This window comes from Nanohaloarchaea archaeon SW_7_43_1, assembly GCA_003009795.1.
GTDB lineage: Archaea > Nanohalarchaeota > Nanosalinia > Nanosalinales > Nanosalinaceae > SW-4-43-9.
Genome location: PXPE01000001.1, coordinates 497,004 through 522,864 on the forward strand (window position 1 = coordinate 497,004; position 25,861 = coordinate 522,864).

Genomic DNA, 25,861 nt, shown 5'->3' on the forward strand with positions numbered 1-25,861 from the left:
GAATCATTATGCCAGCAGAAGAACTAGAAGAAGTCAAAGACTATATACCATCAGGAGTATCTGTGGATGATCTAAGGTTTGAAGGATCCGATATTGTTATCTACACTGACTCCGAAGAATTCTTTCTTGACAACTCAGATACTGTAAAAGAAATGGTTTCAGAACTCAAGAAAAGAGTTGAGGTCAGGCCCTCAAGCAAACTTTTCCTTGCACCGGAAAAAGCGGAGAAGAAAATAAAGGAAGTTGTAGAAGATAAATCAGGCCTTGAAGATCTGATATTTCAGCCTTCTCTTGGTAAAGTTGTAATTAGAGCAGAAAAACCGGGCAATGTTATCGGTTCCAATGGAAGCGGTCTTCAGGAGATCAAAGAGGAATCCCTGTGGGATCCACAGGTAGAAAGAGTGCCTGCTATCAGCTCAAAAGTGGTTGACAGAGCCCGAGAACTAACAGTTGAGGATCCAGAGTTCCGCAAGGATTTTCTTCATGAGGTAGGAAAGAAGATTCGACTTGAGAAATCGGTTGGAGATGAATGGATTAGAGTCTCCGGTTTGGGGGGATGTCGGCAGGTCGGAAGGTCATGCTTCCTTCTCCAGTCCGAGGAGTCCAACATTCTGATGGATGCAGGAATAAACCCGAGTGTTGAGTCAGGATCACAGGGAAACTTTCCATATCTTGATGCCCCGGAGCTTGACCTAAAGGCACTTGATGCAGTAGTTCTATCACATGCACACGCCGATCACGCCACGATGATCCCTTACCTGTATAAGATGGGTTATGATGGTCCTCTTTACTGTACAAAGCCTACTCGAGACCTGATGATTATGAACACTCTAGACTATATAGGGATTGCTCATTCTGAGGGAGCGAGCGCGCCTTACGATTCATCCCATATTAAACAGGCTGTAAAGAGAACGATTACACCGGATTATGGCGAGGTAACAGATATCACACCGGATATGAGATTAACCCTCAAAAATGCGGGGCATATCCTCGGTTCTTCACTTGTACATATCCATATTGGAGAAGGGCTTCATAACATTCTCTACACCGGCGACTATAACTATGATCAGTCCGAAATGCTGAGGCCTGCAGATACTAACTTCCAGAGAGTTGAGACAATGATCACCGAATCCACTTATGGTGGAAGAGAAGATGAACAGCAACCACGAGATGAAGCACAGAAAAAGTTCCTCTCTAAGATGAAGCAAACCCTGAACAAGGGTGGGAAAGTGATCGTTCCAGTGTTTGCAGTAGGTCGATCCCAAGAGATAATAGGAATGCTCGCAGATGAGCTTGACCGGGATTACTTCGACTACCCTGTCTACCTAGATGGAATGATCAACGATGCTAACGCACTTCACACTACTTACCCTGAATACCTATCCGAAAAAGTGCAGGATAAGATACTGGAAGAAGACGACTCACCGTTCCTGAAAGAAAATCTTAATCCTGTTGGAAGCCACAACGAGAGAAAAGAGGCAATGGATTCTGGCCCTGCCGTGATTTTGACAACCTCCGGTATGGTTACAGGAGGACCGATCATGAGCTATCTCCAGAACCTGGCGATGAACGAGAAAAACACCCTGATATTCGTTGGTTATCAGGCAGAAGGTACACTGGGCAGAAAAATACAGAACGGTGTCGACAGCATCGAGGTAAACGGCAAAAAGATTGACGTGAACATGGACACAGCCACAGTTTCAGGCTTTTCCGCTCACTCTGACAGACAGCAGATCATCAACTTCTGCAGAAATCTACGTTCCTCACCAAACAAAGTACTGACAAACCACGGTGAAGAGAAGAAATGTTTCCAACTGGCCTCTGGTATACACAAGGCACTACACATAGATACTTCAGCTCCTCAGAACCTGGATATAACCCGGTTGAATTAACTTCAATTGTTCGATCGGGTGTGCCTAGAGAATTTTTATGACACTCTCTATTAGTTATCTGGCTGTTACTGGATAGATCAGTTTTTTAGTCGGGGAATACAAATTGTTATTCCATGGTATACGAGAAGAAATGTTCGGAGTGTGGGAAAATAATGGATTTCGGGGGAGCTGATCCTGAGGAAGATGATTTTACGCCTGATGGTTTACCTGATGATGCTACGCGTTTTAATGGTGATCTTTACTGTCGAGAATGTGTTAACAAGTTTGTGGAGTTTGGAACCGGCAGTTTGATGGAGAGAATGGAAAGCCTTGAGCAGAATTTGGATGATATTAGAAAAGAACTGGGTATGGAGAAAAACTTGAATACCTGATTTTAAAGAAGCATTCCAGGCGTCGTATAGTTTATAGGAAAACTGAGAAAGTCATCGTCATAGGTAGCAATTACAGCATTCTCTTCATATCCAAAACCTGCGATTCTCTTATCTCGGTGATCGGCGTGGCCGACCTCCTTGAATCCTTCTGGAATATCCAAATTATGTAGATCAACATAAGTTGAGTTGCCGTCAACTACGTCAAGTCTTCTGCGGATTTCTTTCTCCTCCAGGCTTCTTCCAAACTTTCCGGTTCTGAGGTCTTCAAATCTTTCAGGAATAGCTATTTTGTTAGGAAAGTTCTCAAGTAATTCTTCAATATCCTGAGGTCCTTCAAAATAGCTGTCTCCAAACATCCGGTTTTCTGTTTTTCTGCCCCGATTTTCTAAGTAATCAATTATAGCTGATTCATCCAGAAAAATCACCTGCGGTGTTCCCTCATAAGAAACTCTAAGTTCAGGGTTGTAGCCCTCTACTTCAGTCAGATTTTCAGCTAAAGAGTCTATTGAATGACTATGAGTATCGAAAAGATCGCTGGACATATTGGATCAAAGATAAATTTGAATTTGTCTCATTGTTCTACTTTTTCACTGCTTCTTGCGATCTGTGCGTATTCAGGGCATGTAACGATCCATTCCTCGTCTACTCCGGCCATGTCGCCGTCAATTGACTTGACAGTTTTTTTTAGTCTCTTGACTGCTCTTTTTAGATCTGCCATGTCCTTGTTCTTTAGTGGTTGGATGTTCACCCACACGATGTGATTATTGCGCAGGTGTTCTTGAACATTCTCTACATCATTAAATTCCTGAAGGGTTTCTGCTCTGATGACCACTTTCTGGTCTGTTTCTGTCATTTCTGCGTCGAGTTCGACAAAGTCGTCGTCAATTATATTGTCTGTTTGGTCATTGCCTGAGTTAAGAAATCCTAGCGCCATATTTTGATTACCTCTTAGTTAAAAATTGACGGCTGATATTTTTATAGTTTGGCTTCAGTCGTTAAGATTTTCTACCTGTGATACAAGGTTCCATATCTCTGTTCTCGTGTGCTGTTTAATGTTAGGATCGTTGCTGATTTGATCTAGCAGTGATCCTGCGGTGTTGACTCTAACCGATAGATCTTTGTCTTTTTCTTCAAGTTTGTCCGCAGCTTCTTTCAGCATCTCGGAGACATTGGAGGGAAGTGGTCCCTGATCTGCCATGTCTCTCATTTTATCCGCGAGGGCGGAAGCGTTTTTCAGCATGTTTTTCACCCTTGTTGTTGCATCATTTGCTGCTGTGCTTCTTCAAGCTTACTTTGAAGCTGTTCTTCTTTCTTTGAGAGGCTTTTCTTCCTTACTTCTAGGTCCTCTACTCTTTCTTCAAGTTCGTCTCCAAGTTTTTCCCGGTCCTTTGCGACAAGAATGTTGCCGACCTGTCGGTATACCTCTCCTTCTTCTTTTTTCTCCAGTTCTTTGAGAGCTTTCTTTGATTCTTGGAGTTCTGACTCGGTTTCTTCTTTCTGCTGTACTATTTGTTGCATCTGCTGTTGGTTTTTCTGCATTTCCATCAGCATCTGTTGTGCGTCTTCGTTTTCCATAGTATCACCTTTCAAGTATTTTTTTCGATAACGTGGCTAATCTAAAAACTGTATCTGTGCATCCTCTCAACTGTCCCACTGTTTCGGTCTCTGTATTAACCTTAACTGATTCTCTGTTCTGTGTCGATCTGTGTTTTATTGGTTCGTTTGTCTCAAGGCTTTGATCAAGGACCTGTTTCAAACTTTCCGGTTGTTCTGTCTCTATCTTTACTTCTGACTTCATTACACTGCTTTGACAGTTTTGTCTTGTTCAGGTCTTTCTTTCAGCAGTACTCTGTGTGAGCATGACGGGCAGATGATCTTATCCTCCACAGGGTTGATCTCTACTTCTTCCTCACAGCTTACACAGACATAACCCATTTTCATGTCCTTGTTGTTCTCCTCAGGTTCCTCAATTGATTCTATTTTATCTTCCTCTTTTTCGTCTGCCATTTATTGAAACACCTCAGTTTTTCTGGTAATCCGAAAATTTTCGATTTTCATGTTACTCATCACCTTCAACTATTTCCTGTGCTTCTTCCAGTTCTTCTGTTCCAACTTGAAGCGCTTTGTCGAGCATTTCCTCTGCTCCGGTATCCGCCCTGTAGGCACCACCTGCAGTTTTCTTTCCGCATTCTGTGCATTTCCAGATGCCTGCTGCTTCTCTTTCAAGTTCTCCTTTGCATTCTCCGCAGACTGAGTTTCTTTCTTCTGCTTCGTCTACGTTTCTTCTGGTCTTGCTTCCGTATCTTGCTCCAAATCTTTTAGACGAGCTGTTTTGACGTGGCATTTTATTTGTTCACCTTTATGGAAAGTAAACAGGGAGAAAAACTTTTTATTCTCCTGTCGCAGTTTCCAGTTGCTTTCGTAGTTTCTCGGTTTTGTTCTCTGCTTCGTCTACGATGTCCATGATCTCCTGCTGTGTGAATGGATGGGTTTCTCCCTTCTGCATTGCGACAATGTTTCCGTGTTCGTTAATTGAGACTGTTAGTCTTGATCCCTGTGCATCTTCCTCCGTTCCTGTTGTGTCCCAGACTATTTCGCCGTTTATCTTGTGAGCTGTGACTGTTACTGGTTCTTCTTGGAGCGGAATTTCTCTTTCCCGATTGTCTCTTTTGAGAGTGTCTGTCTCTTCATCATATTTTGGAAGTGTACCTGTCATAAGTGCAGTCATTGCTGCTAGCGAACATGCATCAATTAGGCTTCCATCATCGTTCAGGATGTGTGCGTCGATGAATACTGTCATTACTTTCTCTCCTGATTTGATACATAGCTCTTCAAGGTCAACTGCTTCTGCTTCCCTGATTCCTCTGTCAACGACTCTTGCGAGTTCTACTCCATCTTCCTGTGGTGGTCCTGACTCGTATTCTTTGTGAGCCATTGGAGCAAGTTCTGCGTTCGTCACAATCGTACCGGAGTCCGGTCTGTCAGAATATGGTTCTTCCAGACTGACTGAAAGACCTATTACGACCTGTGTATTTCCGATTGTGACTTTTGCGCTTCCTGCTGCTGTCTCACTGATGAAGTCCGGGATGATTTCTATTTCTCTGTATTCATCAAGTTCTCTTCCATCAAGTCTTTCTCCATTTTTGACCATCTTCTGAATCTTCTTTTGATTAAGTTTCATTTTCTGTTCACCTCTATTCGTAATCCTCTCGGATTGCTTCGTATCTTTTTAGAATGGTTTTTCTCTGCTGTTCATGTAGCTGTTTGCAGCCGTCTTTCGCAAGCGAGAGACATTCGTTAAGCAGTTCCTTGCCGATATCTCCGTCCATCTGGAGAAGTGTAATCTCTTCGCCTCCATTGATCAGTGCGATCGGAATGTCTGCGTTTCCTTTCTTGTCCTCTAACCCATTGACATCGAGAACCGCTGTGTCTTCAACTACTCCTGCTGCTGTGGATGATACAAGTCCCTTCATCGGTATTCCTGCATCAGCGAGTGCGAGTGCTGCTGCGTTAATTCCTGTTACCCTTGTTCCTCCGTCGGATTCGATTACCTCCATTGAGATATCGATCCCTGCTTTGGGAAAGTTCTCAAGCTCGATCGCTGGTTCAAGTGCTTTTTTTGCCACCAAACCGATTTCCTTAGCTCTCCGGTTTGGTCCGGGATTCATCCTGTCGTCAACTGAGAACGGAGCCATGTTGTATCGCATCTTGATCACGGCTCTATCTGATTCTTGAAGGTGCTTTGGGTGGAGCTCCTGAGGACCAAATACTGAGGCAACCACTCTTGTGTTACCTGTCTCGACAAGTGCTGATCCGTCTGCTTCGTCAAGTACTCCTAATTCCATGCTGGTAGTTCTCAGGTCGTCTTTTTCTCTTCCATCGACTCTTTTCCCGTCTTCATCGAAAAACTGTATTTCTTCTTCACTCATTCTGTTTCACCTTCTAGCTGTTCCTCAAGCCAATCGCTGATTTTGTCCGTTAATCCTTCTACATGTGCTTCTTCCTCAATTTTCCTGATTGTCTTTGCTGCCAGATTTTCCTTCTCTCCCTGGATCCAGACAAGTCCATTCTGCCCTACGATTATCTTGCATCCGGTTTTTTCTTTAATCTGTTTTATCATGGTTCCATTACTTCCAATTACTCTTGGAACTTTTGAGTTATAGATCTCGATTATTCTTCCACCTCTCAGTTTTCTACATCTTTTGTCTTCCATTGAGAGATTGACATCGTATCCTGCTGTTACACTGGAGATCTCTACAACAATCGCATCGCCAACATCAAAGTAATCGGTTAGATCGTCTTCGTCCAAATCAATATACTCGTCTACCGCGACATCGATCCGCAGCATGCCATCGTAAGCCGAGTTGAGGTCTGCTCTCCAGTTGTTGTATCCTACGCTGGAGATCTCTGCGATGATGATGTCTCCTTCTTCCGGCATATATCTTCCCGACATAGGGACAACTCTCACAGAGTTCTGACCGTATTCTACAGCTCCTATGTATTTTGAAATGATTTTATCGTCTTCTTCGTAGACACCGGAGTTCGGATAAAGTTCATCACCACTGTAGATGGCATCTCCTGGTGTCACTAGTTCTTTCTCTTCTTTTACACGTGACATTTTAGATTTTACACCTATCTATTCAGTTTGAATCTATTCTTCTTCACAGAAAAATCTGCTCTTATACAACACAATAGTGTGGAAAAGCTTAAATACGAAATTGTATTCGCTGTCGTACTTTTCATTACTTGACTGGGAAAAATTCCAGTCTGATACTACTAGAGATAATGTCTAGATTCCTAGACTTCCTTCATCTCTGTCTTCCCCGAAGTCATATCCTGCAGTTCATCGATTAACTCGGAAAGAACTCCTGCTGGAAGTGTAACCCTTGCTGTAAAGTATTCGTTACCCCACTGCTCCTCCTCAATTTCTGCGGCTTGCTGAAGCTTGTCGTATGCTTTTCCGGCCTGGTCGTTTGGAATCCTGATGGCGACGGTTTTCTTATCCAGCGATACAGGGATGATTGGTCTCAATTCGTCGATTGCGTCTTCAAACTCTTCCTCAAGATCAGAGTCCCAGTTGATGTTGAAACCGGTTTCTTCCAGACCGTTTTCAACTCTATCAGGTGGGTGTGGATTACCTGTTTTCGGATTTTGGACTCTGCGCGAGATCATGCTGATCAGTTGTTTCCATTTCTCCTCTCTCATTTCAGCTTTCTGTTCAGTGGTCAACTGCATATCTCCTTTCTCAAATATTTCTTCCGCAGCCTCCATGATCTGTTTGGTTCCAAATTCTTTGTCTATTTCCTCTGTTGAAGCTCTTTCTCCTTCCCCTGCATCAGTGAATATTTCCTGTACGAAAAGCATTCGCTGGATTTCATGCTCTTTGCCTTCCAGTTTAGATTCCTTCGCTAAATCTGGTTCAACAAGAATTTCGAACTGTTTGTTTCCGCGGTACTGTAACTTGATCGCATCAGAGGTTTCCATGTTTAGTGCTTTACTTGAAAGAAGTTAAACGGTTTTCGACTGTAATGCTGGAATCAAAAAGAACAAAAATGATAATATGATTAGAGGATTCTACTCGAGTCCTCTTTCCTCAAGTTCTTCGGGTTCTACTCTGTGGTACTTGTCTTCCTCTCCCACGATTGCTAGTTCAATGTTTTCGACTCCGATATCTTCTTCTCCTTCTCTAAGGGAATCTACTGCTAGCTCTACTGCGTCTTCCTCAGAAATATCCTCTGACCATTCTTCCTCTAAGTGTTCTTGGGTCTCCGGCCCTCCCTTTCCGATTGCGACTGCGTTCCACTGGTTGAGCGTGCCGGATGGATCGGTCTGGTAAACCTTCGGGTGTCCATCTTTAATTCCCCCAGTAATCGTTGAGACTCCGTAAGGTCTCACTCCTCCATACTGTGTGAACTGCTGGCATCTATCCGCAATAAATTTTGCGAGAACCGGTGGAGGAATTTCCTCATCGTATGTCATGAGGTATGTCTGTGCCTCGTTCCTTGTTTCATCAACCAATGTTCTTCCATCAGCTACAAGCCCTGAGTTAACTATTCCAAGATGGTCTTCCACCTTGAATACTTTTTCCGGATTTCTGACTTTTAGCTGGTTGTTTGATCTTGTTGCTGCCAGGACTACACCGTTCTCGTATGTCAGTCCCAGTGCTGTTGCTCCTTTTTTGACCGCTTCCTTCGCATATTCTACCTGGAAAAGCCTTCCATCTGGTGAGAAAATCGTGATTCCGCGGTCATACTGTGCCTGCTTTTGGTTAGTCATCTGCATTATTTAGAATTCACCTTTAGTACCTATATTGAAATTAAGGTTTGGAAGATTTATTAACCTGTTCCGGAAAAATCCTCGTTAACAGTATTGATGCTTACAGGAATTGGAAAGCCTTTTTTAGATTACCAGGACAGTTGATGTTACAGGGAATGAGAACCGGCTAACCGGTCGACCCTACTGACAGCTCCACTAGCTCAGTGGTTAGAGCACCGTCCTTATACGGATCTTGTATCGAAATAATTGCTGAGATAAGCCGATGCACTGGCCTCCTAAGCGAGGCGGCGGTCCCGGGTTCGAGTCCCGGGTGGAGCAATTATTCCTATGGAACAAATCAAGAAACAAGAGCTGAGGAACGAAGTGGAAAAAGCTAAGGATTTCCATGGAAGAAATTTCTCACAGCTGACCGGTAATTTTTACATCATGAGAGCAGCCATTAGATACTACTCGGTAAAACAGGGACGTTCCGTGACCTCTGCCAGGATTTCTGAAGACTTTCCTTTAACAGCTCCGGTAGCAGGTGCATGTCTGACAGTTCTTGAGGCTCTGGAAATCGTTGAGAAACGAAATGAGTCCAGCTCCAAAAACAGATATCTTCCAGGAGATATCAACATGGAGAAAATGAAAGAGCTTGAAAAAATTCTCAAAGATAACTATGAAATAGAGAGCTTTTGACCCCGGAATCTTCAGTGAGCAAAGACCGGACAACTCTGCATCTAGGAAACTGACTTTAAACAGAGAAATCATTTTTTCATACATGAAAGAGTTCGACCTAATTGTAATTGGTGCGGGCTCCGGTCTTGAAGTGGCTTCGGGGTACGCAAACAGAGGAAATGATGTGGCTGTAATCGAGCCTGGACCATTAGGAGGCACATGTCTCAATAGAGGCTGCATTCCATCGAAAATGTTGATTCACAGAGCCGATGTTGCAGAGGAAATACGAGGTTCGGAAAAATTTGGTGTAGAATCTGAAATTAATGATATAGATTTTAATTGCATAATTGAAGAGATAAACTCTGAAGTCTCCGGTGATGCCGAGAACATCAAGAAAGGACTGGAGAACTCAGACAGACACACTCTTTTTAGGGAAGAAGCCGAGTTTGTCGACGAGAAATTACTTGAAGTCGGAGATGAGGAGATTGCTTCCGAAAAAATAGTCATTGCCGCAGGTTCAAGGCCTTTCAAACCGCCGATTGACGGTTTGGATGAAATTCACTACTGGACCTCAAAAGAAGCTTTAAACCCTGATTACCGCCCGGAAAGACTCATTATGATTGGTGGAGGCTATATCTCACTGGAGCTGGCTCACTTCTACGATGCGATGGGAACGGATGTAACTATACTTGAGAGAGGGGACAAGTTACTGAAAAGAGAGGACAGCGATATATCAGGAAAAATTACAGAGATAGCAAAAAGAAGATACAATGTAAATCTTGGGCTTCCAGCCACCGAAGTTAGAGAAAAGGATGGTGAAAAGATTGTAGTTGCCGAGACTGAGGACGGAGAACAAAAGGATTTCCGTACCGATGAGTTACTGGTCGCAGCCGGCCGAGTATCGAACACTGATAAACTGAACGTAGAGGAACAAGGCTTTGAAACTACGGATGGAGGTTTCCTGAAAACAGATGAACATATGGAGACAAATGTTGAAGGGGTCTACGCTCTGGGAGATATCGCTGATAACTGGATGTTCAAACATTCAGCTAATTACGAGGCAGGAACTGTTTACCGAAATATCGTAACCGATAATGACTACGAGGTCGGTCAAGTAGAAATGCCTCACGCAGTATTTACATCTCCGCAGATAGCCAGTATCGGTAAGACGGAGCAGGAACTGAATGAAGATGGAACGGATTATGTCAAATCCAAATACGATTACTCTGACACCGGTATGGGAATGGCGCTGAAAGCAGAGAATGGATACGTGAAACTTCTTGCATCTGAAAAGGGCAAAATACTTGGCTGCCATATCATCGGACCGGAGGCCTCAACTCTTATCCACGAAGTGATAGTCGCTAAGCAGTCCGGATCCGGCAATATCTCGGATATAAAAGATGCGATTCATGTTCATCCTGCACTGAGTGAAGTGGTGCAAAGGGCTTTCAATCAGATCTAATCCAGGTAAGCAGTGAAGTTATAACAAATGAATGATTATTTATGACTATTGATGAACCCGGATTTTAATTTTGATACAAAACAGCATCTTGCTGTAGTTCTGGTTCTCCTGTTCTCACTGACAGGTGCCTATATTCTGTTTGATTCTCAGGAATTAAATACTCGGGAAAATATAGATTGGAAACAGGTTGAACTGGAGGACGTTAGATCCGGCGAGACCTATACTGTTGCAGAACTTGAGAAACCTGTTCTGATAGAGACTTTTGCCGTATGGTGTACGACATGTACAAAACAGCAAAAGGAGACTCAGGAATTCCACAGTAAGTCAGAAGTGACTTCTGTTTCTCTGAATGTTGACCCGGAAGAAGACAGGGAGAATATACAAGAACATCTGAATCGACATGGTTTTGACTGGAGATACTCTATCTCACCGACTTCTCTGACACGTTCGCTTATTTCAGATCATGGTCGGGTAATGGTGAATCCGCCATCTGCTCCAATGGTGCTCGTATGTAAGGATGGTGAACGTAAACTGCCGACAGGTGTGAAACCGGTATCTAAACTACATGAAGAAGTAGAGAAGGGATGTTGAGATGGTAGTTGGAGAGCTCAGCAGTTCTTTCGTTCTAGGTCTTTTAACTCCGTTGACTGCTGCATGTGTATTACCGCTTTATCCGGGATATATCTCTTATCTGTCGAAGCAGTTTTCAGGCGAAGAGTCACAGAAAACCTATGCACTTTTCGGAGTAGTTGTGGTCGGAGGAGTGATGAGTTTCATGTTGGGTTTAGGCTTAATTTTCTCGGCTCTTTTACAGCTGTCTTTAACCAGCGTTATAGAAACTGTTTCTCCATTAGCTTTTGGTTTACTGGGAATGATGAGTATAGCGCTAATAATTGATCTGGATATCGGTTCTCAGTCATCAGGCTTTGAAGGTCCTGAATTCGATAATCCTTTGGCTAGTGCATATGGATTTGGTTTTTTCTTTGGGGCGATTATAATACCATGCAATCCTGCTTTTATCTCAGTGTTTTTCGCTAGAGCGTTTCTCTTTGATACTCCTATTTCAAGTCTCATGAATTTCACTGCTTTTGGTTTGGGAATAGGCTTTCCTTTACTGTTTTTCTCTCTTGCATCCTCTAGGTGGAGTGATAGAATTATTTCTGTGTTGAAAAGGTATGAAACGGAGATAAACAGGGTTTCGGGTCTGGTTATGCTGGCGGTCTCAGTTTACTATCTGGTATTTGTTTTCCAGATACTGGGATAGATCAGCTGATTGGGCTTTTCTCCCAGACTCTTTCAACAAATCCTTTCCTGCCGGAAGCTTGTTCATAGGCCTTATACTGTAACGTGTTTTTTTCAGAATAGTTCTGGTGTTTGCTCTCAGCTCTGTAAAACTCTGAAGCGTTCAAAACTTCTGTTACAATTTCTTCCTCAAACTTCCCGCTCTCGCTCAAGTTCTCTTTGGAAGCCTTTGCTAAACTATACTGCTTGTCGTTATGCGTGTATATTGCTGTTGTATACTGGTATCCTCTATCTGAGAACTGTCCTCCTTCATCAGTTGGATTGATGCTTTTCCAGTACATGTCAAGTAGTTCTTCGTAGGATATGACTGAAGGATAGTAATTCACTCTCACAGCCTCTCGGTGATCAGTATCTCCTATTAAAACCTGATCGTATGTTGCCGTAGATTCTTTTCCTCCTGTATAACCTGAAACTGCTGATTCAATACCTTTTTCATTCTCGTAGACGGCCTCGATACACCAGAAACATCCACCGGCAAAAGTAGCTTCTACAGGTTCCTTGCTATCTAAATTTTCTCTCCATTCAGTATTTGCTTGACTGTCTTTTTGATCCTCTGTTTCAAGTACTTCTGATATATTTACAGAAGAGTTGACCGTTGATCCAAGTGCTATTCCAAGTATCAGAATAAGAAATAATGAAATCAGCAGCTTACTCATAGTATGACTCTGGTTTAATGACCTAAAACTTTATTGGCGCCAGAAATAAGTTTTATTATGGATTTGAAAGCTGATACTATTCCTTTTCATGGAGCCAAGAGCGATTCCGAGATCGTGATCGAGATATATGTAGTGACGGGAAAACACTCTTTTTTCAGTATTCCGGAAAGCTTCTGCAAAGAATGTAATATGTCTTATCATGCAGCAAAGGAGGCAGCAGATCATGTCGATGTGGAAGTGGATATAAGGGTTAAATCTTACTGGACACGTTTCTTGAGACCTTTACTGAAGGGCGGGTTTCATCCTCCTGTAATTATTGTAGACGACAAACTGTTTTCTCAGGGATATGATGTTCCTGAGGTAGAATCACTGGTTGATGAGATTGAAAACTAGTTTTCAGATTCAAACATATCGCTGTATTCTCCATAGCCTTTCTCCTCTAGTTTGTCAGCAGGGATAAACTCCAGTGCTGCACTGTTCATACAGTATCTAAGATTTGTAGGAGTATCTGGATGTTCGAAGAGATGCCCAAGATGGCTTCTGGCATGTTTACTTGCGATTTCAACTCTTACACCGAAAGGTCCAGGATCTTTCCTTTCAACGATATTTTTGGGTTCCAGAGGCTTGTAGAAGCTCGGCCAACCGGTACCACTATCGAACTTATGTTTGCTGGAGAATAGGGGTTCCCCACTAACTACATCAATATAGATGCCCGGTCTCTTCTCATCGTATAGCTCGTTTTTGAATGGTGGTTCTGTACCGTTTTGCTGAGTTACATGATATTCTCTCTTCGAGAGACTTTCTATCTCCTCATTGTAGTCGTTCTTAGCCCGGAAATCACTGTTATTAGAATTATTGCCTGGCTTTTCGTCGCTAAATCTTGTGTCTTCGAGATTGATATTTTGGGTTCCTGTCATCCATGCTATTCCTGATCCCAGTTGTTGGTGGAATATTCCGATCGCTGTAACCGTAACTATGAAAACTAGGACTAGGACTATTTTATGATTGTGAAGAGCTTCTAAAATTTCCATTTGTTAAAATTAATTCATATTTGATTCTGTTTAAGTCCACCGGATATTTTCGGGTCTACTATATTGTCTGCCACAGCTTCAACAATTATATTATAGACTTCTGACAAACTCCACAACTTTCTGGATGGTATCAAGAATCTTTCTCAAGACGCTGTTATCTGTCTCCATTTTTTCTATCACGCTATCTGATTCTGTTTGATCTCCACTGTCGCCTGTGTTATCATCTTCATCTTCGTTATTAGCTCCCTGATTTGATTCTTCTCCTGAAATATACTCTCTAGCTGGTTCTATATCTATGTTTCCGTTTCCTTCGGCGTACTGATCTTCATCCAGGGAAAAAGCTGTCTCGGTCATTGCCTCGTAATATTCGCTGTTGCTTGTATCTTCCTCTTCCATTAGTACTGCTACAGCTCCTGCCATATAAGGCGCTGCCATGCTTGTACCTGATTTACTGGTGTAGTCATCTCTGGTCTGTGCCTCTGCTGCCATAATGTTCTCACCCTGTGCAACCATATCCGGTTTTAATCTCCCATCATCAGTCGGTCCTCTACTTGAGAAATCTGATACGTCCTCTTTCATATGAGATGATCCGACTGTAAAGGCTTTTTCCGCACAGCCAGGTGCAGTAATTGTTTGCCTGTCAGATCCTTCGTTTCCTGCCGCCACAACAACTGCTACGCCTTTCTCAGCGGCGTTGTCAACCGCTCTGCTGAGAGGATCGGTACCATCACATTCATCGACTTTCGCACCCAGGCTCAGCACCATTATATCTGAGTCTTCGGATGCTTCTTCCACACCCTTTATCACAACGCTCATATCGCCTCCACCGGTGTCGTCAAGCACCTTGTAGTTCCTCAAACGCGCCTCAGGCGCAACTCCTACATACTCGGAGTTGCCTTCGCCCGTACCTGCAACTATTGACCCGACATGGGTTCCGTGTCCATGGCGATCCTCAGGATCGTTTGAGCCATCCCTCATATCTCTGTTACTTATTACTTGCTCTTCAAGATCGACGTGGTCATCATCAACCCCTGTATCCAGAATCGCTACGGTACCTGAACCCCCGTAATTTTCCCTGTCGCTGTCATCGCCGTCTCCATCCATAACCGGGAGGAAAACCGGTATATCAGGCTGAACAGATTCCACAGAATCTAAAGACTCCATATTGCTGGCAGTTGTTGGACCTGTCCTGATCGCCTTGCCGTCAATAATCGTATAATCGAAGACTGTCTCGTATTCAAACTGGTTGAGTACGGATTCGTCAAACTCTGAGCTATCGTACGTAACAATATAGGTTTCTGTATCCCCAGAACCTGTCAGCTGTGCTGTTCCTGCCGATACAAGCATTAAAAATGCTAGAAATATTGCGGCCTTTTCCATAATTCATAATTAGAAGACCGAATTTCAAAAAGGTAACATATGTTGAAGAAGTTCCGGACTCGAGATGCCGGAGCGCTTTCAGGATTAAGTCCGGAGAGGAGCTTTTAAGACTTCCAATACAAACCTAGTCTTATGAGTCTCAAGATGCTGGTAACAAGTGACTTTCACCAGAAGGAGGACCTTCTTGAAGCAACTGTTGAGGAGATCGAAAACGGTGATTATGATCTTTACGTTAACTTGGGAGACTATATGAGTGAGGATTATGCTGAAGAGCTTTTTGACAGGATAGATATTCCTGCTCTAGGATGTACGGGCAACCGGGACATGATGTTCAGCGACAAGTTCCTGGACGGGGAAGTACCGGTTTACAACTTCTTGGAGGCGGATATAGATGAAGAATACCTGATGATATTGATTGGCGGAGACTTCCCTGATAATGTTAAACAGAGAGTCTCCGATCTGATCGAAGAACATGGAGACCCTTCAAAAGTTATTATTGGATCTCATTATCCCCCACATAAGATTGGTGATAGGATTCACTCCGGTAGAAGGATAGGATTTGAACAGTTCAGAGAACTGATTATAAAGGAGAAACCCGGCATCTGGATGAACGGCCACGTACATGAGGACTTTGGCGAAAGAGAGCTTCTCGGAGTGCCGGTACTTAATGCAGCAGCCGAGGAAACGGGCAAAGGATTCTCTGTAACAATTGGAGATGAGGGCGGTGTAGAAGAGACAGAGATAGTTGATCTTATCAAGTAAAAAACCCGGAAATGTTTAACTTCTAAGGTTAAAGTCTGTTTTGTATGGACGAGACAGATCGCAAAATACTTGATAATTTGAAGAAAGACGGCCGAAGATCATTCACCGATATAGCTGATGAGTTGGATGTGTCGGAGGGAACTGTCAGGAGAAGGGTACAGGAGATGAAGGATAGAGATGTTATAGAAAGATTTACAGTTGAACCAGGCTCAAGCGGTGCAAAAGCCATAGTGATGATAAAACTTTCAACTGAATCCGGTATTGATGATGTCATCCAGCAGTTTTCGGGAAATATGGAGATAAATGAGGTGACGGGAGAATATGAGCTTATATTGGAGTTTGAAAGACAAGACAACGAGAGTATCAACAATGTTCTTGATAGTATCAGAGGAATTGAAGCAGTAGAGGAAACAAAGACTTACACCGTGTTGAAGCAGAGAAAACTATAGTAACTGTTCCCTCTCAGTCAGTGCTTGGTATATCTCGCTCATAAGCATTTTTCTCACCTCAGTCCAGTGCAGCCTTTACCTGGTTCAATGGTTCGGTGGTTTCACGGTTCCCTATCATATCAGCTATTTGTTCAGAGTATCTCTCAAATAGATCGTTATAACTCTCTCTTACTTCATCAGTATTCATATCCTCTTCTATGTAGAAGCTGTTCTCCCATCCAGATCTAAGTCTTTTGCGAGAAATATTATCGTACTCCCATTCATCGAAACTTTCACCTACAAAGACCTCAAGATAATCTTCCTCATTCTTGATTCTGGCAGGATAGACTTCTTCTCCTTCTTCCAGATCAAAGTTGAGGTATTCTTCTCCTTCCTGGATAGTTCTACTTACGAGTTCGGTTTCAAATCTCATTTTTTAGTTTAGTTCAAACTCCTTCAGAGCCTCTTCGATTTCTGTCTGATTTTGATGGAGTTCACCGGTAACATCTCTTTCATTTTCCAGCGGCTGGTGGTTATTGGGCGGTCTTGGCGTCCCAAAGTCGAACCCCATCTGGTTTAATGCATAGTGAACTCCGACAGGATTCACTTCTCCATCCTGAAACATGGCATTGTGGAGCGGTTCAAATTCCTCGTTAAGCTCTTGTGCTCTATCTGTATCTTCTTCCAATAATCCTGTTTCCCACACCTCCATCGATCTTTCAGGTGCAATATTTCCGGTTACTGAGATGGCTCCTGATCCGCCTACATTATAGACCAAGTCGTTTCTCGGATCGTCTCCTGACAGTAGATAGAAATCTTCTCTGTCCCTGAATCTTTCACCAAGCTCCCTTATCTGGTCAGGCATGTTGGATGCCTCTTTCATACCGATAACTCCAGGTATCTCCGAGATCCGTTCCTGTGTCTCAGGCACAAGGTTTCTCCCTGTTCTACTTGGAACATTGTATGCTATTATGGGTTCTTCAACTTCCTCTGCCACTAGTTCATAGTGCTGTATGTTTCCTCTCTGCGCTGGCTTGTTTTGATAAGGTGAGATCATGAGATGGGCGTCGATATCTGCGTTTTCCTCAATTCGCTGCGCCAGATCGATAGTCTCGTATGTGCTGTTTGTTCCACTACCTGCTATTACATCTAGTCCTAGATCATCCGCCATTCTGGCTACTTCAGTCACATAATCTATATGTTCGTCGTGGAAAAGAGTGGCAGCATGACCTGTGCATCCTGCAGGAACTACTCCTGGAATACCGTTCTCTGCAAGATATTCCAGGTGCTCTCTGGATGCCTCGTAGTTGATTTCATCCTCCTCATTCATTGGAGTCGGTAATGCAGGAAAGACACCTTCCGGTTCAAAATCATACTCTTCCGTCATATCCGGTGGTTTCCTCCGTAGCGTATGCGAGGTTCAGATCTGCATTTGATATTATTTCTTCAACTCTGGAGTCGAATTCATCTCTACTCAGGTCCTGTTCGATACTTCCAACGTAAACTGTATCTTCGGAAGATGCTCTTATCCGGATGCTTTTGCCGGTTTCAGTCACGTTTAGATCGTATTCTTCTCCCTCGTATGTTGCAGTTCCTTTAGCTTGAAGGCTTGAATGACCTACAGTTTGCCTTTCATCCAGGTTTATGTTTTCGAGATAACTTTCTTCTGGTTCTAGTAATTCGCTCACATATTGCCATTTACGGGAAAAACTTATAATGATTACGAATATCTTTGGTATCAGATTCATTTTCTACGAATTTCGTAAATAACGATGGGTCGGTCAGTGAAAGCCAGTCAATAATTCAATTAAAAGAGTTTGTCTAAAATTTTGAGACATAAAAATGGGCTCTTAGTTCAGCTTGGCAGAACGTCTCCTTGGCAGGGAGAAGGCCCAGGGTTCAAATCCCTGAGAGTCCATAAATTCTCTATAACGAAGTCCAATCTTCACGGCAAAAATTGTTCTGAAATCCAGAGACAGTATCCTACGACGTATGATGGAATCTGGAAACTTGATAATTGATGCAAGGGTCTTGACCGCTGATTACATGTCCAACAGAATGGTCAATAGGGATAGCGGAAGCAGGAAATAGCCTGTAAATAACAACCTGTTTGGGAATATGAGCATCCTAACTATGCAGACTTATCAAGGACGACTGTAAGAAAAGCTATGGTATCGGAATAAGTGGAACAAGATGCGGGAACGTTTGAGATAGCTGAAAAAGTCTCTTTCAAGGATTCAAAGACCGGATTCCTCGATAGCGGAATAAACGGAAGCCCGCCCCGATAACCCTGTTTAAGAGTTACGGATCATACTGCGGTAGAGGGGAGAAACAATTCTACAACAAGAAGATGTAATTCAGGACACAGAGAAACAAACGTCTAAAATCAAGAAAGAAGTAATTATCCAGAGCCAGCCACAGCTACACAAGGGAATCAACCTGTTGCAGAAACCAGAAAAACTACCTGTATTCCAAAGCCTTATCGCTTTCGAACTAGAAAAAGAAAACACCTCAGCAATCTGGATAGACAGCAAAAACGAATCATCAACATATGCCCTACAAAGCTGCGGAAGTCCTAAGATACTGGAGAAAGTCCATATCGGAAGAGCATTCACACCATTCCAGCATCACCGCCTTGTAAACCAGTTAGAGGACTTCATAAACGAAAACACTGAACTCCTGGTCCTACCAAACATCGACTTTCACTATCTTGATGGACAAGTCAAGAAATGGGAAGCCGAAGAACTCTTCCAAGAAACTTGGGAGAAGATACTGAAGCTTCAAGAAGAAAATGACCTCAAAGTTCTGGTATCTCTATCAAGCAAAAACTCTGGACTAAGCTACGCCGTAATCTGTGACTCCCAAAACAAGATTAAAGTAGAAGCTACCGAACAAGGATGGAAATACGACTCCGAAAACTTCGAACAGTATACCTACCAAGACGGCAGGGAAGTCCAGACCACTATACCTTACTGGATACAGAAAACCTCTGAAAAATCCAAGATCTCAGCGGAGGCAGTGTAAAAAATGGGGAGAACAAATGCAACCTACCGAAACCATCTCGATAACTTCATCGACAAATTCAAGCCGTTCAGAAAAGGACTGAGACAGGAAAATAAACAACATCTTGAGTCTCTGTGGGAGAAAGCACACAGCCACGCACAGGCAGCAGCATACATGAACTCAGCAAATCCCGGGATGCCGGCTATCATCTCTATACTTCTCGGCATCCAAAAAGAGACACAAGAACACAAAGAAGAAATCGAAAACCTGGAACAACGCATAGAAGAACTTGAAAGCTGATGGTATTCAAAATCGACTTCATAGATGGGAAAACCATCTCTTGGACGAAGACGGAAACAGGTGTCAAAGCAACCCGGCATGAAGAGTACCATCCACGGTTCTACATAGAAGGAGGTAAGTCAGAGCTGCATAAAAGCCGTCCATGGCTCTCACAACAGAAAGGTGTAGTCGCCACCAAGTTCGAGACCTGGAAACCCACACTAAAGAAACCAGAAAAACAAGTCCTCCGAATAGACTGCAGATCAGAAGATGCCTTGAAAACCGCTGCCAATACCCTGAAGAAAAGCTTCGGACGCTCCACCTTCCAATTCTATAACGTAGGATTTTCACCCCAGTTCCGATTCTGCCTTCAAAACAAGATAAACCCAGTACCTGAAAACAACCTTACACAAGTAAAACTCAACCTACACAGAAAACATCTCTCAAATCAGAACATCAGCCAACTACATCTCAACGGAGAGAAACTCGAAGGAAACGAAAAACAGGTTTTGAAACAGGTTAAGCAACACTGGGAGAGAGAAAACCCAGACCTGCTCATATTAAACAGAGGACAATTATTACAGCTTCTCAACCAGAAAATAAAGGAATACAACCTTGATTTCTCTCTTGGAAGAATGGACGAGTTCCAAGAACTAGCAGGAGGAAACACGGTCTCAAGCTTCGGGAAAAGACAGCACAAATCCGCTCGCTACAATGCACCAGGAAGAATAGTAATTGATGAAAGCAACAGCTTTATCTTGGGAGAAGCCACTTTAGAAGGACTGTGGGACTTAGTAGAACGCAGTTATCGCCCAATGCAAGAACTCGCCTGGGGCTCAATCGGTAGATTACTAACCAGCATAGAAGTCAAAAAAGCATACCTGGAAGAAAACACGTTAACACCGTGGAAAAACTGGGAAGGAGAAAAACCGAAGAAAGCCTCCAAACTCCACAAAGCAGACAGAGGAGGATTTATCTTCAACCCCGAACCCAGTATACACCACGATGTCTACGAAGCAGACTTTGCTTCACTTTTCCCCAACATAATGGTAAAGAAAAACATTAGCCCAGAAACCGTATGCTGTAATTGTTGTGACAACAACAAGACCCCTGAACTAGACTACAGCATCTGCAAAAAACAAGAAGGATTCATCGGAAAAGTTCTGAAGCCTCTAGTGGAAGACAGACAAGAAATGAAAGAGAAAGTCAATGACATCGAAGACGAGGGAAGAAAAAGATATGTTCAAGGCAGTATAGACGCCATAAAATGGATACTTGTATCCTGCTTCGGATACATGGGTCACAGCCACGCATCATACGGTGCAATCAGATGCCATCAGGCCATTCAAGCTTTTGACCGAGATATTATGGTTAATGCTAAAGAAATGTTTGAGGAATCAGGCTACAGCATTTCCCACGGCATAATAGACAGCATATGGGTTCAGAAAAACGAAGACGCAGAAGACTTCGAACAAGTCTGTCAAAGGATAAGTGAAGAAGTCGGAATCAAGCTCGAATCCGAATACAAGTTTGAATGGTGTGCCTTCGTTCCCCGCAGCAGCTCAAATGCAAATATAGCAACCCTAAACCGTTACTTCGGAAAAAAACAGAACGGAGAGTTCAAAACCGCAGGAATCGAAGTCGAACAAAAATCAACCTGCCAATATGTAAAAGACTGTCAAATGGAAATGATAGAGGTCCTAGACAATACTATGGAAGCAGGCAGCGTTATCCAAAAACTAGAGGAAAAAATAGAAAAACTGGAATCTATGGAAGTTCCCGCCGAAGACCTTGTTATCAAGAAAAAAACTTCAAAGCCTTTAGAAGCTTACAAAGTAGATAATCGCAGTGTTTCCGCCTTAAAAAGGGCGAAGTACCACGGAATAGAGATGAAACCAGGGCAATCAGTTAGCTTTGTAGTTCGAAATGACGAAGCAGATGCAATGGATAGAACCAGGCTCGATTTCGAAGCACAGGATGGAGACTATGACTCAGAGTTCTACCGAATACAGCTTGTTAGAGCAGCAGAATCAATTCTTTCTCCACTTGGATTGGATAGAGAGGATATTAGAAGGAGGACTTCAAACAGCAGGAAATCTACTCTCCAAACTTTCTAAGCCAAAAATCCTCCTAACTTATCTCAATGATATTTATCGCACTGTGGGTACTGTCTTAGGGACTAATTCCTGTGTTACATTTCTGTTTGGGAAAGTATCTGTTAGTTTCGGAGAAGAATCACTGCTGTAGCTGTGATGAAGATGAATGCTATCTGCAAGACTGTTATTCCTGGGATCTCATTTGTTTGTTGACCGCTGTTTGAGTTAGTAGATTCCCTAATTTCTGCTTTTAAATAATCTGACCCAAGTTCTTTTGAGTTAACAGCTTCTGCTCTGACAAACAGTTTTGATCCTGGGTCGTTAAAGTCCAGTTGTTTATTCCCGCCGAAGATCTCAATCTGGAAAGTCTTTGAGGATCTAGCCGGAACTGCTGTTGTGAAGCTGTTGCCTGGCTGGTCAACTAGATCTGCGAACTGGTAAGTGGATGGAGTATCAGTTTCTTCTTCCATTACAACTTTGAAGTCTCTTTTCTGTGACCTGGTATTCACCACCTGGAAGGATACTGTCCTAAACTCTCCGAACGGAACGGAAACCTGTTTCGAGTTTAAGCTGATCGGGAACTTTGAATACCAGGTTCTATCGAAGCAAGTGATTTTAGGATCACCTTGAATGCTTTCAAAGGTGACGCTTTCTCCTGGATCGAAAAGCTTTCTTTCATCTTCATTAGTCTCATACGGCGTCGAATCTTCGTCAAATATGCATCCTCTGGGATTTTTGTGTGTACCTATTACGGTACGGTTAGTATCACAGAACCGTGAGCTACAGTCTTGGGTTATTATGTACTCGCTGTCATCGTCTCCTCCACAGAATCCGTAGTTTGAGGTATTTGGAATAGCTACTTTTGATTTCTTTGTACCGGTATCTACAGGGCTGTGCGTTGAGTTGTAATCACCGCTTTCAGGATCAGAGAAAAGACTGTTCTGACCTTTTTGTTCGAAGTAATCGCTCCAAGAATCATCTATTCCGCCTTCAACAGCTTCAGGATGCTGGTTGATATAACTGCTGTCAAACCAAGTTACTCCCTGAGGACCGTATAGAATGTTTTCCCGGCATAAATCTGGCTTATAATCTTGGTCAAACCACATAGCTTCTTCCCCAGATCTCTGGTAACATACTTCCCTATCCTGTTTCAGCCTTCCGCTTTCCTCCCCCGGTTCCGCTGCCTGAGCGTAATCATCGCGTTCGAAAAGCGGTCCTCCATTTGCCTCATACGAAACACATTCAGCGTTTGTATCCGCACATATGAATCTTCCTTGCCCTTCTTCCGGGTTCACAGATTCTCCCTGCTCCTCCAATAGATACTCGCTTTCATCATCTCCACACATCGGTGGATCAAGTTTGTCTGAACCATTGAATTTGACATCTCCTACGAAAACTCTTTCGTTATCATAGGCTGTGAACTGCTCCGAGCCATAATTACTTGTTTCTTTGAATCCTAGTCCTGAGTCCGGACCTGTCATATCTATACCAAAACCTTCGTTGTCTAGGAGATCTGTCCAGTTGTTATAGGCTCCGTAACTGTGTTTCCCTGAAGTATTTCCCTGTTTCAGGTTATCCGGGTTTATCCATACCCCGAAACCATTCAACATTGTCTCCCCTCTATAGTTAAAATATCCTTCCGAGACAACACAGAGTGAGTTACCCATAGCTCTGTCAAGTTTACTGAGGGTTGGATCGTCAGGGTTTGATCTTTCTGGTCCTGTATAGTCGTATCTGTAGCCTGCGGTAGAAGTTTCAAACGCGTTCCCTCTTCCGGAAACACATTTTGAAATATCCTGGGTTATACCCCACTGATCCGATCTATACTGCGTTCCAATTGAATCATTCCATAAACTAACCGTGTTTGAATCGGAGTCCTCAGCCATGTTATAGACTGTAGTATTCATTCCTGGTTCCAGTTGCTCTGAATCATCGAATATCCGGTCGATATATCCTCTGTAGTAGGCATCGCTGACATGGCTGTCTCCCTCACTGTTTTCTCCCTGAGGATTGAAGTCCTCTTCCCGGTCTCCAGGACTAAAGAAACTGTAGAAAAGACCGTCCTTAGGTAATGAGGTTTCACAGCCGGAAAGTTCAGGGTCACAGTCGTCCTCTAATGTTACTCCCTCTTGTTCTCCTCTGGGGTTGAACTCCGGGTGCTGTGGATTATCATTCTGCCTCCAATAGTATCCTATTCTTTCCGGGTCGTTTGTCGAAGACACTAAATCGCTGCCCTCGTTTCTCAAGTACTGATGGGCCTGTGAGTCATCAAGATTATACCATTCTCCCCATGGTGTTGAGCTGTCGATATCTAGGCATGCACTCCAGTCAGGAGAGTTTCCACCTACTTGGTACTGCATTCCCCCATACTCAGGTGCAACATTAGCAACCCTTCCTTCAGGAACATTTTCCCCATGGAGTACGCATTCATTCTTTTGATCTATACATCCTTGGTGATGTGCAGGATAATCCTCAATCACTGATTCATTGACATCGGATCCTTCCATATAGCCCCAATACTCACCTGGTTCATCTCCACAGGCTCTGGTGCCTTCAGGTGTTGGAGCCGACATATCTTCCCCGGTATCAGTATTTTGGTACCAGCATGTGATATCATCGTCTTCTGACATTGTCTGGTAGGTTTCACAGACACCCAGGGAATCACTTGTACTGTAAGGATTTCCGTTAGCATACTTGTAACCTATTGTTCCTGAAGTATCCCGGTTTATGTAAGGTGTGACAACGCCTACACATTTAGTAAAATCCCCTGGGCAGTCAGGAACAGGAACATCACTTTGGCTGATATAATTCTGTGAAAAACCGTCTTTAGTTTCAGTTCCAACTAAGTCACCTGAGTTACCTACAATTCCTTTACTTTCGTCTATGGCCACGAAGGCGCTTGATCTTCCATCTGGTCCAGAAGCATCCCTAACTGTATCGGTTCGAGGCCACATCACTACTTTACCATCGGAGTGTCCAGGTTTCTGCTCACCTGTATACGCATCATATACTGTGTGAGCCTCGGATTGTGAGTTTGCGTGATCATCTGATGGAGAACCTCCCCCTGACCTATATCCACCGTTCGCCGGTCGTCCTCCTACTTTATTACCATTGCCTGTATTGACATTGTAGGTGCTGTAAGTGTAATCTGCTCTTTGGTAATAGTAGCTTCGAGTATTTTTCGACCTATCACTATCAGTTACCTTATCGTATTCCGAGACACTGTAAGGTGTGTATTCGGTGTCATTGGCTGCAGTTGCGGTTGAGCAAGCGGATTGTGAATGATAAGTCTCCGACTCTTTTTTCTCCCAACTATCGAATATCCCTGTAGCTGATCTCTGAGATGTCTTCACATTATAATTGATAGGATCCCACACATCTACATTTTTAGGTACTTGTTTTTGCTCCAACGAGAAACTCTCTTCTAATTCTTTCGTTTCATAGGTATCTACCTTGTCGTCTTCACATGAGGTATAATCGCATCCGCCTTTGGAACTACCGTAATAGATACAACTTTTTTTCGTTCCTTTTTCGAACTGTAGAACCGTTGAGGTCCCGGTTTTCTCATAGCCAGTTATCGTGCCTACCTTCTCTAGATAAGTGTCTATACCCGTTATATGGAGCACCTCGCCATTGTTTAAGCTGCCAGGTAACTCCGAAGGCATATTTCCATATGCCCGGTTAGGTATTCTATCTGGAGACCTATCTTTTGTAGAAGCGGAGCAACTATATGTGCCACCCTTACTTTTCCCTCCTTCATTATTGTAAAGGCAGTCTGCCTCCGTATATGCAGTTACACTACTTCCTATCTGTGTATTTCCCAGACTAGCATCGGGCAGTCCTGCGTCCTGCGGACATGAATCTCTGTCCTCTCCGTAGTCCTCATCACCGTCTCCACATTGTCCACTGTAAGGTCCATCTATCAGGTAAGTAAATTGGTCATTCGCTTGTTTAGCATCGGAGTCTGATGATTGAACCGACCCAACGTCATCATTTGCCCACTCTGATTTCCCATTTTCAACGTAGAACTCCTCTACATCATTGCCTGAAGACTGATCCGGCGAACTACTAATTTCAGGCTGAGCAACTCGTCCAGGCATAAAAATTGAAGGACCATCATTTTTCATGTCAAAAGTACTGCCTTCGGAGAAAATCCATGACATGTCGGTGTCATATCCATTAGCTGCCAGATCATCTTCCCATAACGGCTGTACGCAAGCTGGGTTATCTGGTTGATCCGTGCATTCAGTGACGGGTTGTCCAGAG

The 25,861-nt window shown here is 43.3% G+C and carries 30 protein-coding genes, 2 tRNA genes and 1 pseudogene; 14 read left to right on the plus strand and 19 right to left on the minus strand.

What is annotated here, in order from left to right; genetic code table 11:
- Positions 1–8: 8 nt before the first annotated feature.
- Both BRC29_02910 and BRC29_02915 read left to right on the plus strand, forming a co-directional pair.
- Entirely contained in the window at positions 9–1,892 is a 1,884-nt protein-coding gene (locus BRC29_02910) for a beta-CASP ribonuclease aCPSF1 (protein ID PSG99056.1), read from the plus strand.
- Positions 1,893–2,005: 113 nt separating this feature from the next.
- Positions 2,006–2,263: a hypothetical protein gene (locus tag BRC29_02915; GenBank protein ID PSG99057.1), complete on the plus strand. Its 258-nt coding sequence runs from the start codon at positions 2,006–2,008 to the stop codon at positions 2,261–2,263.
- Positions 2,264–2,265: 2 nt separating this feature from the next.
- Here the strand turns inward: BRC29_02915 and BRC29_02920 are convergent, their stop codons facing one another.
- The 12 genes from BRC29_02920 to BRC29_02975 form a co-directional block, all read right to left on the minus strand.
- Positions 2,266–2,805: a hypothetical protein gene (locus BRC29_02920; GenBank protein PSG99058.1), complete on the minus strand. Its 540-nt coding sequence runs from the start codon at positions 2,803–2,805 to the stop codon at positions 2,266–2,268.
- 29 nt (positions 2,806–2,834) lie between these two features.
- Positions 2,835–3,197, minus strand: a complete 363-nt coding sequence (locus BRC29_02925) for a hypothetical protein (GenBank protein ID PSG99059.1) — start codon at positions 3,195–3,197, stop codon at positions 2,835–2,837.
- A 54-nt stretch (positions 3,198–3,251) separates the two neighbouring features.
- Positions 3,252–3,503, minus strand: a complete 252-nt coding sequence (locus tag BRC29_02930) for a hypothetical protein (protein PSG99060.1) — start codon at positions 3,501–3,503, stop codon at positions 3,252–3,254.
- Between the two features lie 5 nt (positions 3,504–3,508).
- On the minus strand, positions 3,509–3,838 hold the full coding sequence (locus BRC29_02935; protein PSG99061.1) for a prefoldin subunit beta: 330 nt from the start codon (positions 3,836–3,838) through the stop codon (positions 3,509–3,511).
- Positions 3,839–3,842: 4 nt separating this feature from the next.
- Positions 3,843–4,061, minus strand: coding sequence for a hypothetical protein (locus BRC29_02940; protein ID PSG99062.1), 219 nt, complete (start codon positions 4,059–4,061; stop codon positions 3,843–3,845).
- Complete coding sequence (gene rpoP / locus BRC29_02945) at positions 4,061–4,198, minus strand: DNA-directed RNA polymerase subunit P (GenBank protein ID PSG99535.1); 138 nt, start codon at positions 4,196–4,198, stop codon at positions 4,061–4,063. Before rpoP ends, BRC29_02940 begins: the two co-directional genes overlap by 1 nt.
- 124 nt (positions 4,199–4,322) lie before the next feature.
- A complete protein-coding gene (locus tag BRC29_02950; GenBank protein PSG99063.1) occupies positions 4,323–4,607 on the minus strand; it encodes a 50S ribosomal protein L37ae in 285 nt (94 codons plus the stop codon).
- A gap of 45 nt (positions 4,608–4,652) precedes the next feature.
- A complete protein-coding gene (locus BRC29_02955; GenBank protein ID PSG99064.1) occupies positions 4,653–5,444 on the minus strand; it encodes an RNA-binding protein in 792 nt (263 codons plus the stop codon).
- 13 nt (positions 5,445–5,457) lie between these two features.
- A complete protein-coding gene (locus BRC29_02960) occupies positions 5,458–6,192 on the minus strand; it encodes an exosome complex exonuclease Rrp41 (protein ID PSG99065.1) in 735 nt (244 codons plus the stop codon).
- Positions 6,189–6,881: an RNA-binding protein gene (locus tag BRC29_02965; protein PSG99066.1), complete on the minus strand. Its 693-nt coding sequence runs from the start codon at positions 6,879–6,881 to the stop codon at positions 6,189–6,191. Before BRC29_02965 ends, BRC29_02960 begins: the two co-directional genes overlap by 4 nt.
- Before the next feature lie 179 nt (positions 6,882–7,060).
- A complete protein-coding gene (locus BRC29_02970; protein PSG99067.1) occupies positions 7,061–7,747 on the minus strand; it encodes a ribosome assembly factor SBDS in 687 nt (228 codons plus the stop codon).
- A gap of 90 nt (positions 7,748–7,837) precedes the next feature.
- A complete protein-coding gene (locus BRC29_02975) occupies positions 7,838–8,545 on the minus strand; it encodes a proteasome subunit alpha (GenBank protein PSG99068.1) in 708 nt (235 codons plus the stop codon).
- 183 nt (positions 8,546–8,728) lie between these two features.
- Between BRC29_02975 and BRC29_02980 the strand changes: the two genes are divergently transcribed.
- The 5 genes from BRC29_02980 to BRC29_03000 all read left to right on the plus strand — a co-directional run bounded on the left by BRC29_02980 (position 8,729) and on the right by BRC29_03000 (position 11,922).
- Positions 8,729–8,857: transfer RNA gene (locus BRC29_02980), tRNA-Ile, on the plus strand.
- Positions 8,858–8,866: 9 nt separating this feature from the next.
- Positions 8,867–9,217, plus strand: coding sequence for a hypothetical protein (locus BRC29_02985; GenBank protein ID PSG99069.1), 351 nt, complete (start codon positions 8,867–8,869; stop codon positions 9,215–9,217).
- Between the two features lie 82 nt (positions 9,218–9,299).
- A complete protein-coding gene (locus BRC29_02990; GenBank protein ID PSG99070.1) occupies positions 9,300–10,658 on the plus strand; it encodes a dihydrolipoamide dehydrogenase in 1,359 nt (452 codons plus the stop codon).
- 51 nt (positions 10,659–10,709) lie between these two features.
- Positions 10,710–11,249: a hypothetical protein gene (locus tag BRC29_02995; GenBank protein ID PSG99071.1), complete on the plus strand. Its 540-nt coding sequence runs from the start codon at positions 10,710–10,712 to the stop codon at positions 11,247–11,249.
- A 1-nt stretch (position 11,250) separates the two neighbouring features.
- On the plus strand, positions 11,251–11,922 hold the full coding sequence (locus tag BRC29_03000; GenBank protein PSG99072.1) for a cytochrome C biogenesis protein: 672 nt from the start codon (positions 11,251–11,253) through the stop codon (positions 11,920–11,922).
- A gap of 1 nt (position 11,923) precedes the next feature.
- On the opposite strand, the gene msrA is transcribed toward BRC29_03000, so the two are convergent.
- Complete coding sequence (gene msrA / locus BRC29_03005) at positions 11,924–12,616, minus strand: peptide-methionine (S)-S-oxide reductase (protein PSG99073.1); 693 nt, start codon at positions 12,614–12,616, stop codon at positions 11,924–11,926.
- Positions 12,617–12,805: 189 nt separating this feature from the next.
- Between msrA and BRC29_03010 the strand changes: the two genes are divergently transcribed.
- Positions 12,806–13,009 (plus strand): hypothetical protein, encoded by a 204-nt coding sequence (locus BRC29_03010; GenBank protein PSG99536.1) that lies wholly within the window; start codon positions 12,806–12,808, stop codon positions 13,007–13,009.
- On the opposite strand, the gene msrB is transcribed toward BRC29_03010, so the two are convergent.
- Both msrB and BRC29_03020 read right to left on the minus strand, forming a co-directional pair.
- Complete coding sequence (msrB, locus tag BRC29_03015) at positions 13,006–13,533, minus strand: peptide-methionine (R)-S-oxide reductase (GenBank protein ID PSG99537.1); 528 nt, start codon at positions 13,531–13,533, stop codon at positions 13,006–13,008. The two genes, BRC29_03010 and msrB, sit on opposite strands and share 4 nt — an antisense overlap.
- A gap of 204 nt (positions 13,534–13,737) precedes the next feature.
- The gene (locus BRC29_03020; protein PSG99074.1) at positions 13,738–15,027 is read right to left on the minus strand and encodes a hypothetical protein; all 1,290 of its coding nucleotides are present in this window, start codon (positions 15,025–15,027) and stop codon (positions 13,738–13,740) included.
- A 132-nt stretch (positions 15,028–15,159) separates the two neighbouring features.
- Here BRC29_03020 and BRC29_03025 point away from each other — a divergent pair, with 132 nt between their 5' ends.
- The gene (locus tag BRC29_03025) at positions 15,160–15,789 is read left to right on the plus strand and encodes a hypothetical protein (GenBank protein ID PSG99075.1); all 630 of its coding nucleotides are present in this window, start codon (positions 15,160–15,162) and stop codon (positions 15,787–15,789) included.
- A gap of 44 nt (positions 15,790–15,833) precedes the next feature.
- Positions 15,834–15,989: pseudogene (locus BRC29_03030) on the plus strand (AsnC family transcriptional regulator).
- A 307-nt stretch (positions 15,990–16,296) separates the two neighbouring features.
- On the opposite strand, the gene BRC29_03035 reads toward BRC29_03030, so the two are convergent.
- Genes BRC29_03035 through BRC29_03045 form a run of 3 tightly spaced genes read right to left on the minus strand, consistent with a single transcriptional unit; the run spans position 16,297 to position 17,905 of the window.
- Positions 16,297–16,650, minus strand: coding sequence for a hypothetical protein (locus BRC29_03035; protein PSG99076.1), 354 nt, complete (start codon positions 16,648–16,650; stop codon positions 16,297–16,299).
- A gap of 3 nt (positions 16,651–16,653) precedes the next feature.
- On the minus strand, positions 16,654–17,604 hold the full coding sequence (dapA, locus tag BRC29_03040; GenBank protein ID PSG99077.1) for a 4-hydroxy-tetrahydrodipicolinate synthase: 951 nt from the start codon (positions 17,602–17,604) through the stop codon (positions 16,654–16,656).
- On the minus strand, positions 17,588–17,905 hold the full coding sequence (locus tag BRC29_03045; protein ID PSG99078.1) for a hypothetical protein: 318 nt from the start codon (positions 17,903–17,905) through the stop codon (positions 17,588–17,590). Before BRC29_03045 ends, dapA begins: the two co-directional genes overlap by 17 nt.
- Before the next feature lie 156 nt (positions 17,906–18,061).
- On the opposite strand from BRC29_03045, the gene BRC29_03050 reads away from it, so the two are divergent.
- The 4 genes from BRC29_03050 (at position 18,062) to BRC29_03065 (ending at position 21,616) form a co-directional block, all read left to right on the plus strand.
- Positions 18,062–18,135, plus strand: a tRNA-Ala gene (locus tag BRC29_03050).
- A 524-nt stretch (positions 18,136–18,659) separates the two neighbouring features.
- On the plus strand, positions 18,660–19,241 hold the full coding sequence (locus tag BRC29_03055; protein PSG99079.1) for a hypothetical protein: 582 nt from the start codon (positions 18,660–18,662) through the stop codon (positions 19,239–19,241).
- Between the two features lie 3 nt (positions 19,242–19,244).
- Positions 19,245–19,520, plus strand: a complete 276-nt coding sequence (locus BRC29_03060) for a hypothetical protein (protein ID PSG99080.1) — start codon at positions 19,245–19,247, stop codon at positions 19,518–19,520.
- Positions 19,520–21,616 (plus strand): DNA polymerase I, encoded by a 2,097-nt coding sequence (locus BRC29_03065; protein ID PSG99081.1) that lies wholly within the window; start codon positions 19,520–19,522, stop codon positions 21,614–21,616. Before BRC29_03060 ends, BRC29_03065 begins: the two co-directional genes overlap by 1 nt.
- A gap of 101 nt (positions 21,617–21,717) precedes the next feature.
- Here BRC29_03065 and BRC29_03070 read toward each other — a convergent pair whose 3' ends face one another.
- Complete coding sequence (locus BRC29_03070; protein ID PSG99082.1) at positions 21,718–25,758, minus strand: hypothetical protein; 4,041 nt, start codon at positions 25,756–25,758, stop codon at positions 21,718–21,720.
- Positions 25,759–25,861 lie beyond the last annotated feature (103 nt).

Bases quoted from the DNA above. Each gene is read 5' to 3' on its own strand.
- BRC29_03065 (PSG99081.1), top strand. From the start codon at position 19,520: ATGGTATTCAAAATCGACTTCATAGATGGGAAAACCATCTCTTGGACG.
- BRC29_02975 (PSG99068.1), bottom strand. From the start codon at position 8,545: ATGCAGATGACTAACCAAAAGCAGGCACAGTATGACCGCGGAATCACG.
- BRC29_02955 (PSG99064.1), bottom strand. From the start codon at position 5,444: ATGAAACTTAATCAAAAGAAGATTCAGAAGATGGTCAAAAATGGAGAA.
- BRC29_02950 (PSG99063.1), bottom strand. From the start codon at position 4,607: ATGCCACGTCAAAACAGCTCGTCTAAAAGATTTGGAGCAAGATACGGA.
- BRC29_02990 (PSG99070.1), top strand. From the start codon at position 9,300: ATGAAAGAGTTCGACCTAATTGTAATTGGTGCGGGCTCCGGTCTTGAA.
- BRC29_02970 (PSG99067.1), bottom strand. From the start codon at position 7,747: ATGGAAACCTCTGATGCGATCAAGTTACAGTACCGCGGAAACAAACAG.
- BRC29_02940 (PSG99062.1), bottom strand. From the start codon at position 4,061: ATGAAGTCAGAAGTAAAGATAGAGACAGAACAACCGGAAAGTTTGAAA.
- BRC29_02995 (PSG99071.1), top strand. From the start codon at position 10,710: ATGAACCCGGATTTTAATTTTGATACAAAACAGCATCTTGCTGTAGTT.
- BRC29_02915 (PSG99057.1), top strand. From the start codon at position 2,006: ATGGTATACGAGAAGAAATGTTCGGAGTGTGGGAAAATAATGGATTTC.
- msrA (PSG99073.1), bottom strand. From the start codon at position 12,616: ATGAGTAAGCTGCTGATTTCATTATTTCTTATTCTGATACTTGGAATA.
- BRC29_03025 (PSG99075.1), top strand. From the start codon at position 15,160: ATGAGTCTCAAGATGCTGGTAACAAGTGACTTTCACCAGAAGGAGGAC.
- BRC29_02965 (PSG99066.1), bottom strand. From the start codon at position 6,881: ATGTCACGTGTAAAAGAAGAGAAAGAACTAGTGACACCAGGAGATGCC.
- BRC29_03000 (PSG99072.1), top strand. From the start codon at position 11,251: ATGGTAGTTGGAGAGCTCAGCAGTTCTTTCGTTCTAGGTCTTTTAACT.
- BRC29_03010 (PSG99536.1), top strand. From the start codon at position 12,806: ATGTCTTATCATGCAGCAAAGGAGGCAGCAGATCATGTCGATGTGGAA.
- BRC29_02910 (PSG99056.1), top strand. From the start codon at position 9: ATGCCAGCAGAAGAACTAGAAGAAGTCAAAGACTATATACCATCAGGA.
- BRC29_02935 (PSG99061.1), bottom strand. From the start codon at position 3,838: ATGGAAAACGAAGACGCACAACAGATGCTGATGGAAATGCAGAAAAAC.
- BRC29_02930 (PSG99060.1), bottom strand. From the start codon at position 3,503: ATGCTGAAAAACGCTTCCGCCCTCGCGGATAAAATGAGAGACATGGCA.
- BRC29_03035 (PSG99076.1), bottom strand. From the start codon at position 16,650: ATGAGATTTGAAACCGAACTCGTAAGTAGAACTATCCAGGAAGGAGAA.
- BRC29_02960 (PSG99065.1), bottom strand. From the start codon at position 6,192: ATGAGTGAAGAAGAAATACAGTTTTTCGATGAAGACGGGAAAAGAGTC.
- rpoP (PSG99535.1), bottom strand. From the start codon at position 4,198: ATGGGTTATGTCTGTGTAAGCTGTGAGGAAGAAGTAGAGATCAACCCT.
- BRC29_02920 (PSG99058.1), bottom strand. From the start codon at position 2,805: ATGTCCAGCGATCTTTTCGATACTCATAGTCATTCAATAGACTCTTTA.
- msrB (PSG99537.1), bottom strand. From the start codon at position 13,533: ATGACAGGAACCCAAAATATCAATCTCGAAGACACAAGATTTAGCGAC.
- BRC29_03060 (PSG99080.1), top strand. From the start codon at position 19,245: ATGGGGAGAACAAATGCAACCTACCGAAACCATCTCGATAACTTCATC.
- dapA (PSG99077.1), bottom strand. From the start codon at position 17,604: ATGACGGAAGAGTATGATTTTGAACCGGAAGGTGTCTTTCCTGCATTA.
- BRC29_02985 (PSG99069.1), top strand. From the start codon at position 8,867: ATGGAACAAATCAAGAAACAAGAGCTGAGGAACGAAGTGGAAAAAGCT.
- BRC29_03070 (PSG99082.1), bottom strand. From the start codon at position 25,758: ATGTCATGGATTTTCTCCGAAGGCAGTACTTTTGACATGAAAAATGAT.
- BRC29_03020 (PSG99074.1), bottom strand. From the start codon at position 15,027: ATGGAAAAGGCCGCAATATTTCTAGCATTTTTAATGCTTGTATCGGCA.
- BRC29_02925 (PSG99059.1), bottom strand. From the start codon at position 3,197: ATGGCGCTAGGATTTCTTAACTCAGGCAATGACCAAACAGACAATATA.